The sequence below is a fragment of the Paracoccus sp. SSJ genome (assembly GCF_030234105.1).
GTDB classification, from domain to species: Bacteria; Pseudomonadota; Alphaproteobacteria; order Rhodobacterales; family Rhodobacteraceae; genus Paracoccus; species Paracoccus denitrificans.
The window spans coordinates 1-9,970 of the sequence record NZ_JASSPE010000045.1 but is presented as its reverse complement, the minus strand read 5'-3'; the positions used below and the strand labels follow the sequence as shown (position 1 = coordinate 9,970).

The following is a 9,970-nucleotide window of genomic DNA, read 5'->3' as shown; positions in this document are numbered from 1 at the left end:
GCGGCCCCAGAACCCGTCAGGGTCCGAGATCGATTCGGCATACATGCGGGCGTAATCGCCAGGCTGGACCAGGGCATCCCCAAAACCCGGCGGAATCGGATGTTTCCCAGAAGTTTCAATGGTCATGGCTCCCCCCACGAGCAATCGCGTCATTTCCCCCTTTCCTGCGGCGCCATGTCGACGTTCTCATGTCAGGCTGCTGCAGGAAAGCTCCAACACAATGTTAATCATATCACTGCATCCATGTTAAGCATTTATATATAAAGGAAATTTTGTTAATAAATTGACAGGCTGGAGATGTGATTTGTAAATATTTTACATACTGGCCTGAACCGTCATCCGGGACCATCTTGCCGATCGGGACAGCGATCCGAGAGGGCGCCAAGAGCGCATCAGCAGGGGGCGAGCATTCGCCGGCAGCGCATCGGGGCAGCCCGACAGCTGAGCCGTGCGATGCTGCCGCCCTCGATGCCGCATAGCGGGATTTCCAGCCGCGCATCGTCTGCATCGCAAGGGCTGCGTTTGCGAAGGCAGGAAAAGGCACGGCCCCGAGGATTGCGGGGTCGCGCGACATATCCTACATGCAGCTTTCAAACAGCGCGCGGGTGTTCTCGCGCGTCATCTCGACCGGGTTGCCGCCGCAGCTCGGGTCCTCCAGCGCCATCTCGGTCAATTCGTCCAGACGTTCGGTCTGGACCCCCAGCCGGGTGAGGTTCTGGGGGATGGCAAGCTCGCTGCGCAGCTGGATCACCCGTGCGCGGAAGCCGTCGAAGCCGCCCTTGATGCCAAGATAGTCGGCGGCGCGGGCAAGCCGGTCCTCGATGGCGGATCGGTTGAAGTCCAGCACCATCGGCATGACCACCGCATTCGTGGTGCCGTGATGGGTGCCGTAGACCGCGCCGACCGGATGGCTCAGGCTGTGGATCGCGCCCAGCCCCTTCTGGAAGGCGACGGCCCCCATGGCGGCGGCGCTCATCATGTGCGCGCGGGCCTCGAGGTCGTCGGGCGTGGCATAGGCGCGGGGCAGGTATTCGTTGACCAGCCGCAGCCCCTCAAGCGCGATGCCCTGCGACATGGGGTGGTAATGGGGCGAGCAGAACGCTTCGAGGCAATGGGCAAAGGCATCCATGCCGGTGCCGGCGGTGATGAATTTCGGCATGCCCACGGTCAGTTCCGGGTCGCAGATCGTGACGGCAGGCATCAGCCTGGGGTGAAAGATGATCTTCTTCTTGTGCGTGGCCGAGTTCGTCAGGACCCCGGCGCGCCCGACCTCGGAGCCCGTGCCCGCGGTCGTCGGCACGGCAATGATGGGCGCGATCTTGCCGGCATCCGCGCGGGTCCACCAGTCGCCGATGTCCTCCAGGTCCCAAACGGATACGGTCTGGTCCGCCATCAGCGCGATCATCTTGCCCAGATCCAGCGCCGAGCCGCCGCCAAAGCAGATCACGCCGTCATGTCCGCCGGCTTTGTAGGCGGCGATGCCGGCCTCCATATTGCCTTCGTGCGGGTTCGGATCGACCTCGGAAAAGACCGCGCGGCCAAGGCCGGAGGCATCCAGAACATCCAGGGCCTGCGCGGTTATGGGCAGGCTCGCCAATGCCTTGTCGGTCACCAGCAGCGGACGCGCGATGCCCACGGCCCTGCAATGCTCGGCCAGTTCGGTGACGCGGCCCGGGCCGAATTTGATGGTGGTCGGATAGGACCAGTTCGCACGAAACGTCATTGCGTCACCTTTTTCAGATGGTAGGATTTCGGCCGCGTCACGGCCAGATAGCCAAGGCCCGACAGCGCCGCGCCGCGTCCGGTGTCCTTGCAGCCGGTCCAGCACAGCGCCGGGTCCAGATAGTCGCAGCGGTTCATGTAGACGGTGCCGGTTTCAAGCCGGCTGCCGATCCGGGCGGCGGCATCGGCATCGGCGGTCCAGATCGAGGCGGTCAGCCCATAGTCGCAATCGTTCATCAGCCCGATCGCCTCGGCATCGTCGCGAACCGGCATGATGCCGACGACGGGGCCAAAGCTTTCCTCTCGCATCACGCGCATGTCGTGGGTCACGTCGACCAGCACCTGCGGCGCAAGATAGGCGCCGCCATCATCGGCGGGAAAGTTCGCCGGGTCGATCAGCGGCCTTGCCCCCTGCGCCACGGCCTCGGCGACCTGCGCGCGGACCAGATCGGCAAAGCGCCGGTGCGCCATCGGCCCCATCGTCGTATCCGGGTCGTGGGGATTGCCCAGCTTCTGCGCGTTCACCCAATCGATGGCCTTGGCCACGAAGGCGTCAAAGAGGCTTTCGTGGACATAGATCCGCTCGATCCCGCAGCAGCACTGGCCGCTGTTGAACATGGCGCCGTCCATCAGCCCGTCCACCGCCGCATCCAGATCGGCATCGGCGCGTACATAGCCGGGATCCTTGCCGCCCAGTTCCAGCCCGGTCGCGGTAAAGGTCCCCGCGGCGGCCCGCTCGATCGCGCGTCCCCCGGCGACCGAGCCCGTGAAGTTCACGAAGCCGAAGCTGCGCCCGGCGATCAGCGCCTCGGTCGTCTGGTGGTCCAGGACGACATTCTGCATCACCTCGGCGGGAACGCCGCTCCGATGCAGCGCCTCGGCCAGACGCTCGCCCGCCAGCAGGGTCTGGCTCGCATGTTTCAGGATCACGGCATTGCCGGCGACCAGGGCGGGCACGACCGTGTTGACGGCGGTCAGGAAGGGATAGTTCCAAGGCGCGATGACAAAGACCACGCCCACCGGCTCGCGCCGGATCTCGCGCGCGAAATGATCGCTGTCTTCGACCACGGTCGGGGCAAGAGCCTGGGCCGCGATCTTCATCATATGGCCGGCGCGTTCGTTGACGCCGCCGAATTCGCCGCCGTAACGGATCGGGCGGCCCATCTGATCGGCCAGTTCGGGCACTATCGCGTCCTTCATGGCGTTCAGCGCCTCGATCCCGGCGCGGATGCGGGCGATCCGCTCGTCCAGCGGCAGCGCCGCCCATTCGGGCTGGGCGGCACGGGCGCGGGCAACGGCGGCGCGCGCGTCCTCGATGCCCAGGGTCTGCCTTTCGACAAGGGTCCTGCCGGTGGCGGGCGATATCAGGGCGATGGTCTTGCTCATCTCTTCCTCGTATTGGCGGAGGTTCCGGCGGATCGTGTCAGGCGCGCTCGAACCCGCGGGCCAGTTCCCAATCGGTGACGGCGCGGTTGAATTCCTCGACTTCCCAGCGGGCGGCGTGGACATAGTGATCGATGACCCCATCGCCCATCGCCGCGCGCAACATGGCCGAGCCATCCAGGGCATCGGCGGCCTCATGCAAGGTCTTGGGCACCTGCCGGGCATCCTGGGCCGCATAGGCGTCGCCGGTGAATTCCGGCTCCAGCGCCAGTTTCCGCTCGATCCCCTCCAGCCCGGCGGCGAGCAGCGCGGCGCAGGCCAGATAGGGGTTCAGGTCCGATCCGCCGATCCGGCATTCGATGCGCACGCCCTTGGTGTTGTCGCCACAAACGCGGAAGCCGGCCGTGCGGTTGTCCACCGACCAGATCGCGTTCGTCGGCGCGAAAAGGCCGGTCACGAAACGCTTGTAGCTGTTGACATAGGGGGCAAGAAAAAAGGTCAGCCCGCGCGCATGTTCCAACTGGCCCGCCATGTAGTGCCGCATCAGGTCGGACATGCCATGTTCGGCATTCTCGTCGAAAAAGGCGTTCTCGCCGTCCCTGAACAGGGATTGGTGCACATGGCTGGACGAGCCCGCCTGTCCATGCGCGACTTTCGCAAGGAAGGTGGCCGAGAGGCCGTGCTTGCTCGCGATCTCCTTGGTCGCAGCCTTGACCACGACATGCATGTCCGAGGTATCCAGCGCATCCGAATATCTGACATTGATCTCGTGCTGGCCGGCGTTGGCTTCACCCTTCGAGTTCTCGACCGGGATGCCGGCGCCGTAAAGACCGTTGCGCAGATCCCGCATCACGGGTTCCTCTGCGAAGGTGCCGCCGAGGGCATAGTCGACATTGTGGCGCGCGGTCGGGACAAGGCAGCGATAGCCGCTGTCGAAGTGATGCTTGAAGGATTGCTCGAACAGGTAGAATTCAAGCTCGGTCGCCATCATCGGCTGGAAACCCAGCGCGGCTGCGCGTTCGACCTGCCGGCGCAACACGCTGCGCGGGGCGTGGGGGACCAGTTCGTGGGTCTTGTGGTCGTAGAGATCGCACATGCACAGCGCGGTTCCCGCCGCCCACGGCAGGCGGCGCAGGGTCGAAAGGTCCGGCTTCATCACATAGTCGCCGTAACCCGCCGCCCAACTTGCCGAGGCATAGCCCGGCACCGTGTTCATCTCCAGATCGGTCGCCAGCAGGTAGTTGCAGCAATGCGTCTCGTCGTGGTTCTCGAGAAAATGGGCCGCGTGGAAGCGTTTGCCCATCAAACGGCCCTGCATATCGACCAACGCGACGATCACGGTGTCGATTTCGCCGGCTTGGACCGCCTGCTTCAGGTTTTTCAAGGAAAGGTTGGCAGGCATGGGTGACTCCGGTAAGGAGGGCGCACCATCGCGGGTGCGCCCAGTCGCAGTGATCACGAATAGCGATAGGGTGGACCTGCCTTCTCCATCGCTTCGTTGTATTCCTTGATCTGGGCCACGACGCGGGCCTTGACCTCGGATTCCGCGGCGATCTCGTCCCAGAATTTCTTGGCGGCTTCCTCGACGGTGGCCCATTCCTCGGCGGGAATCGTCGTCAGCTGCATCTTGTCGCCGCCGACGCGAAGCCGCGCCTCGCCCGCCCAATACCAATGCTGGCGATAGTAATGGGATTGGTCGAAGACGGCTTTCATCAGCTCCTTCAGATGGTCGGGCAATTCCTCCCAGCGCTGCTGGTTGGCGAAGAAATGGCCGATCCATGCGCCCGAGATGCTGTTGGTCAGGAAATGGCCCGTCGCCTCGGCCCAGCCGACGGTGTAATCCTCGGTGATGCCGCACCAGGCGACGCCGTCCAGCTCGCCCGTCTGCAGCGCGACCTCGATGTCCTCCCAGGGCAAGGTGACGGGCACGACGCCAAATTGCGCAAGGAACCGTCCCGCCGTCGGGAAGGTAAAGACACGCTTGCCCTGAAGGTCGGCCAGGCTGTTGATCGGCTGCTTGGTCGCAAAGTTGCAAGGATCCCACGACCCTGCCGAGATATGCTGGATGCCGTGCTTGGCGTATTCCTCCTTCCATATCTCATCCAGGCCGTAGTGGTTGAAGAGCGCCGGCACATCCAGCGAATAGCGCAGCGCAAAGGGGAAATAGCCGCCGAAGACCGTCACCTCGGTGGGCGAGGCCATGCTGTCGTCATCGGACTGCACCGCGTCGATGGTGCCGTTCTGAAGCGCGCGGAACAGCTCGGGCGTGGGCACGATCTGGTCGGCATAGTAAAGCTCGATCTCCATCTGGCCGTTGGCGATCTTGTTGAAGGCGTCGACTGCGGGCTTGCAGACATGCTCGCCCAGTGCCGCACCCGCATAGGTCTGCATCCGCCATTTCAGCGGCGCGCCCTGTGCGATGGCGGGGGCGGCAAGGGCGCCGACCCCGGCTGCGGCGACGCCGCTGGTCAAGAGCTTCCGTCTGGTCGTGTTCATCGTCTTTACCTCCTTGCCGGTTGTCATTGTCCATAGATCGACTGGGGCAGCCACATGGCGATGCCGGGGAACGCAATGACCAGCCCAAGCGTCAGCAGCATGATCATCACGAAGGGCAATACCGAGCGATAGATCACCCCAAGCGTGAAATCCCGAGGCGCGAGCGCACGCATCAGGAACAGGTTGTAGCCGAACGGGGGCGTCAGGTAGGCGATCTGGCAGGTGATGGTGTAAAGGATGCCATACCACACCAGATCGAAGCCGAGGCTGCGCGCCATGGTGACATAGATCGGCGCGACGATCACCAGCATCGCGGTGTCGTCCAGGAACATCCCCAGGATCAGGAAGGATGCCTGCATGATCAGCAGCACCTGCAAGGGCGTCAGGTGCATCTCGCCCAGAAACAGCCGCCCGATGGCGCGGCCGGCCCCCAGCCCGTCGAAGACCGCCCCGAAGCTGAGCGCGGCCATGATGATCAGCATGAACATGCAGGTGATCGCCAGCGTCTGGCGGGTCGCGATCTCGAACACATGCCGGGTGAAGCGGCCCTTGAGGACGGCGGCGACCACCGACGACACGGCGCCGATGACGCTGCTTTCGGTCAGCGAGGTCCAGCCCTTGACGAAGGGGATCATCATTGCGGCGAAGATGATGATCGGCAGGATGCCGGCGCGCAGCAGCCGAAACCGTTGCGGCCAGGTGATCGCCGCGCGTTCCTCGGCCGGCATCGGGGGGGCCAGCGCCGGATTCAGCCAGGTGCGGATCAGGATATAGGCGATGAACAGTGCGGCCATCAGCAACCCCGGCCCGATCCCCGCCAGCCACAGCTGGCTGACCGGCTGGCGCGCGATCAGCGAATACAGCACCAGAACGACCGAAGGCGGGATCAGGATGCCAAGGCTGGACCCCGCCTGAATGACGCCCGAGATCATCGGCTTGTCATAGCGGTGCTTGACCAGTTCGGGCAGGGCGATGGTGGCGCCGATGGCCATGCCGGCGACCGACAGCCCGTTCATGGCCGAGATCATCACCATCAACAGCACCGTGCCGATGGCAAGCCCGCCCGGCAGCGGCCCGAACCAGACGTGAAACATCCGATAAAGGTCGGCGGCCAGCCGCGATTCCGACATGACATAGCCCATGAAGACGAACATCGGCAGCGTCAGCAACGCGTTCCACCGCATCACCTTCATCACCGCCGAAAAGCCCATGTCGGTGCCGCCCGGCCCCCACAGGAGCAACGCCGCCACCACGGCGATGAAGCCGATGGCCCCGAAGACCCGCTGCCCCGTGATCATCATCAGGAGCATCGTCGAGAACATCAGGATGGCGATCCATTCATGGCTCATCTGTTGACCTCGCCGACAAAGGGGCGGGGAATGTCGACGTTGCGCAGAATGGCGATGTCGCGGATCAGATGGGCGATGGCTTGCAGGATCATGAGCGCGAAGCTGATCGTGATGACGACCTTGATCGGCCATAGCGGAGGCCGCCACGCGCTTGGCGCGCGCTCGCCTATCCGAAAGCTGTAGGCGGTGCTGTCCACCGCCCCCCACAGCATCACGCCCAGATAGAACAGCAGGCAGAAGATGGTGAAGATGTCCCAGATCGCCTGCCGCTTCACCGGCATCCGGGCATAGAGCAGGTCCATCCGCACATTCGCGCCCAGTTGCATCGAATAGGGCGCGCCCAGCAGATAATAGGCGACCAGCGTGAATTGCGCCACTTCCAGCGTCCACAGCGACGGCATCCTGATCACCTTGGTGAGCGAGGACCACAGCAGGACGCCCATGATCACGAACAGCAGATACATGACGATGCGGCCAAGGCGGTAGTTCAGCGCCTCGATGCGCCTGACATAGCAGATCGCCCAGTTCGGCATTACAGACACTCCTTCACGGCTTCGCGGATCGCCGGGGCCAGGCGGTCGGCCATGGCCTGCTGCGCCATCGGCGTCGCGATCAGGTCGTTGCGGATTTCCAGCATCGCATGGCCCAGCCCCAGGGGCGTGGCATGCAGCGCCAGGGTATGGGTCACGCCGTCGGCGGCGCTGTAGGGATCGTTCAGGCGGGTGAAAAGCCCGACATCGCGTGCCAGGATGGCTCGCGCCAGCCGGTCGTCGGCCTCGTGGATGATGCCGAATTCGACCTCTCGCCTTGTGCCGAAATAGACCGGAGTAAAGCTGTGGACGGTGATCAGCGCGGTCGGCCTGCCGCTGGCCAGCCTGCGGGCCAACAGGGAAAACAGCGCCGCATGAAAGGGAATGTAATGCGCCCTGGTCCGCTCCAGCCGCTGCCGTGGGGTCAGGTCGCGATTGCCGGGAATGTCATATGCCTCGCTACGCGCAGGCATCGCGCCTAGTGAATCGGGGGGGCGGTTCAGGTCGTAGATCAGGCGCGAAGCCGTCGCGTGGATCAGCGGCGCGTCCAGCGCGGAGGACAGCCCCTTCGCCACGCCAAGCGCGCCGGGATCCCATGCGATATGGGCCTGGCGCTGATCGGCGCCCAGCCCAAGCGCATTGGCCGCGGCCGTCAGATCGTTCGAGGCATGCTCGCACACGATGACCGCATCACCGCCGCCTTCCGCGTTATCGATCTGGAAAAAGGATGCAGGATCAGACATGCGCGCGCTCCATTGCTGCTCAGGTTGAAGCAGCCGGGGCGAGTCTGTCAATTATTTTTCAGAGTGTGTTTTTCCTGTTAAGAATGTTACGAACACGGTGACGCTGTCGGGAGGGTCGTCGATGTCGCAGGAACATGAAGCCGCGGGCACCATCGAGGACCGCCTGATGCAGCGCTTCGGCACCCTGACCCCGACCGAGCGCCTGCTGGCCGGCCACCTGACGCGGAACTTTCCCGTCGCGGGGCTGGCCTCGATGACCTATCTTGCGAAAGAAGCGGGGGTTTCGACGCCCACGGTGCTGCGCCTGGTTCAGAAGCTGGGGTTTCGCGGCTATCCGGAATTTCAGGCGCAGCTGCGCAACGAGATCGAGGCGCGGCTGGAATCGCCCCTGTCCAAGCACGCGCGCTGGACCGACGGAGTGCCCCAGACCCATATCCTGAACCGTTTCGCAGACGCCGTTCTGGCCAATCTGACCCGGACGCTCAGCCGGATCGACCACGCCGATTTCGATGCCTGCGCCGAGATGCTGGCCGATCCGAAACGCCGGGTCCTGGTGACGGGCGGGCGCATCACCCATGCGCTGGCGGATTATCTGGTGACCCAGTTGGGCATTGTGCGGCCGGGAGTATCCGCACTGCCCAGCCAGTCCAGCACCTGGCCCTCGGCGCTGCTGGAGATGCGGCCCGGCGACGTGCTGATCGTGTTCGACATCCGCCGCTATGAAAGCGCGACCCTGCAACTGGCCGAAATGGCAGCCGAGCGGGGCGCGGACGTCGTGCTGATCACCGATCCCTGGATCAGCCCGATATCGGCCCATGCCCGCTTCCGCTTCGCTGCGCAGATCGAGGTCCCCTCGGCCTGGGACAGCAGCACGGCGCTGATGGTGCTGATCGAGACCTTGCTTGCGGCGGTGCAGGAGCTGAACTGGCCACAGGCGCAGGACCGCATGACGCGGCTCGAGGCGCTGTATGAACGCGCCAGCATGTTCCGGCGCGGCAAGGGTTGAACCCGCGGTATCTCGATGGACCTGGCCTCTGAGCGGGGCAGAAGGTTGTGGAGGGGCTTACACCCGAGGATCGTAAGGAATACCCGTTCCGCACTGCTTCAGCGGCAATTTGTCGTGTGAAACGAAAGGTAATGCCTTACGGATCTGGACCCAGTCTGAGATGATTTGGCGATGTCTCGGTGCCCTGATTGCAAGTTTGGTTGGCGTTGGAGGCTCGCGGACGGTCGACTGAAGTGCGGCCGTCGCTGGCGTGAGAAGACGCTTTGGGATGCCTCGCGGCTCGACAGTCGGGTGAAGACGGAACTGGTTCAGCGTTTCGTGTGGGGTGTGCCGGTCTACCGCCAGCGCTTCTCACTCGTGGCCAGCCGACCGGCGACGGAGCGGCTGATCGCGTGGATCATCATCTCGAAGTTCGGCGACCACCTTCCGTTTTACCGCCAGGCCGGGATCTTCGAGCGGCAGGGGTTGCATCTCGACCGCGGCACGCTCGGCAACTGGACGGGGCGTGCCTGCTTCCACCTGATGCCCGTTATGCCGGCTCTTTGCTGATTGCCGGTTGGCGCAAACCCAAAATGGTGCGAGCTCGGAGGGATTGGCTGCCTTACACCCAAGATCGCCGTCCGCTTGTGCATTACGCGCCGACGGTTGAGGATGCGTTGCGGCGGCGTCACGGTTCGTAGCCGGTTCTTCCCGCCCGGCGCCGGCTTCGGCGCCTTGCCTCCGGCGGGAGTATTTTTCGAA

Annotated in this window: 9 protein-coding genes; 2 read left to right on the top strand and 7 right to left on the bottom strand. The window is 64.1% G+C overall.

Annotated features, from left to right (window positions below):
* Positions 1 to 577: 577 nt before the first annotated feature.
* The 7 genes from QPR87_RS23135 to QPR87_RS23105 are packed head-to-tail and all read right to left on the bottom strand — an operon-like array spanning position 578 to position 8,223.
* On the bottom strand, positions 578 to 1,723 hold the full coding sequence (locus tag QPR87_RS23135; protein WP_011750773.1) for an iron-containing alcohol dehydrogenase: 1,146 nt from the start codon (positions 1,721 to 1,723) through the stop codon (positions 578 to 580).
* Positions 1,720 to 3,108 (bottom strand): aldehyde dehydrogenase family protein, encoded by a 1,389-nt coding sequence (locus tag QPR87_RS23130; RefSeq protein WP_285051524.1) that lies wholly within the window; start codon positions 3,106 to 3,108, stop codon positions 1,720 to 1,722. Before QPR87_RS23130 ends, QPR87_RS23135 begins: the two co-directional genes overlap by 4 nt.
* A gap of 37 nt (positions 3,109 to 3,145) precedes the next feature.
* Complete coding sequence (locus QPR87_RS23125) at positions 3,146 to 4,507, bottom strand: glutamine synthetase family protein (protein WP_285051523.1); 1,362 nt, start codon at positions 4,505 to 4,507, stop codon at positions 3,146 to 3,148.
* A 53-nt stretch (positions 4,508 to 4,560) separates the two neighbouring features.
* The gene (locus QPR87_RS23120; protein WP_011750770.1) at positions 4,561 to 5,601 is read right to left on the bottom strand and encodes a TRAP transporter substrate-binding protein; all 1,041 of its coding nucleotides are present in this window, start codon (positions 5,599 to 5,601) and stop codon (positions 4,561 to 4,563) included.
* Positions 5,602 to 5,624: 23 nt separating this feature from the next.
* On the bottom strand, positions 5,625 to 6,950 hold the full coding sequence (locus QPR87_RS23115) for a TRAP transporter large permease (protein WP_285051522.1): 1,326 nt from the start codon (positions 6,948 to 6,950) through the stop codon (positions 5,625 to 5,627).
* Positions 6,947 to 7,483, bottom strand: a complete 537-nt coding sequence (locus QPR87_RS23110) for a TRAP transporter small permease subunit (protein WP_011750768.1) — start codon at positions 7,481 to 7,483, stop codon at positions 6,947 to 6,949. The genes QPR87_RS23115 and QPR87_RS23110 overlap by 4 nt, the downstream gene beginning before the upstream one ends.
* Entirely contained in the window at positions 7,483 to 8,223 is a 741-nt protein-coding gene (locus QPR87_RS23105; protein ID WP_285051521.1) for an N-formylglutamate amidohydrolase, read from the bottom strand. Before QPR87_RS23105 ends, QPR87_RS23110 begins: the two co-directional genes overlap by 1 nt.
* A 121-nt stretch (positions 8,224 to 8,344) precedes the next feature.
* On the opposite strand from QPR87_RS23105, the gene QPR87_RS23100 reads away from it, so the two are divergent.
* Both QPR87_RS23100 and QPR87_RS23095 read left to right on the top strand, forming a co-directional pair.
* Positions 8,345 to 9,229: a MurR/RpiR family transcriptional regulator gene (locus tag QPR87_RS23100; protein ID WP_011750766.1), complete on the top strand. Its 885-nt coding sequence runs from the start codon at positions 8,345 to 8,347 to the stop codon at positions 9,227 to 9,229.
* 291 nt (positions 9,230 to 9,520) lie between these two features.
* Positions 9,521 to 9,778: an IS66 family transposase gene (locus tag QPR87_RS23095; RefSeq protein ID WP_285051520.1), complete on the top strand. Its 258-nt coding sequence runs from the start codon at positions 9,521 to 9,523 to the stop codon at positions 9,776 to 9,778.
* The last annotated feature ends 192 nt before the right edge of the window (positions 9,779 to 9,970 follow it).

What these genes read in the sequence shown, in the direction of transcription:
- QPR87_RS23110 (WP_011750768.1), bottom strand. Translation starts at nt 7,483, where the DNA reads ATGCCGAACTGGGCGATCTGCTATGTCAGGCGCATCGAGGCGCTGAAC.
- QPR87_RS23115 (WP_285051522.1), bottom strand. Translation starts at nt 6,950, where the DNA reads ATGAGCCATGAATGGATCGCCATCCTGATGTTCTCGACGATGCTCCTG.
- QPR87_RS23100 (WP_011750766.1), top strand. Translation starts at nt 8,345, where the DNA reads ATGTCGCAGGAACATGAAGCCGCGGGCACCATCGAGGACCGCCTGATG.
- QPR87_RS23105 (WP_285051521.1), bottom strand. Translation starts at nt 8,223, where the DNA reads ATGTCTGATCCTGCATCCTTTTTCCAGATCGATAACGCGGAAGGCGGC.
- QPR87_RS23135 (WP_011750773.1), bottom strand. Translation starts at nt 1,723, where the DNA reads ATGACGTTTCGTGCGAACTGGTCCTATCCGACCACCATCAAATTCGGC.
- QPR87_RS23120 (WP_011750770.1), bottom strand. Translation starts at nt 5,601, where the DNA reads ATGAACACGACCAGACGGAAGCTCTTGACCAGCGGCGTCGCCGCAGCC.
- QPR87_RS23130 (WP_285051524.1), bottom strand. Translation starts at nt 3,108, where the DNA reads ATGAGCAAGACCATCGCCCTGATATCGCCCGCCACCGGCAGGACCCTT.
- QPR87_RS23125 (WP_285051523.1), bottom strand. Translation starts at nt 4,507, where the DNA reads ATGCCTGCCAACCTTTCCTTGAAAAACCTGAAGCAGGCGGTCCAAGCC.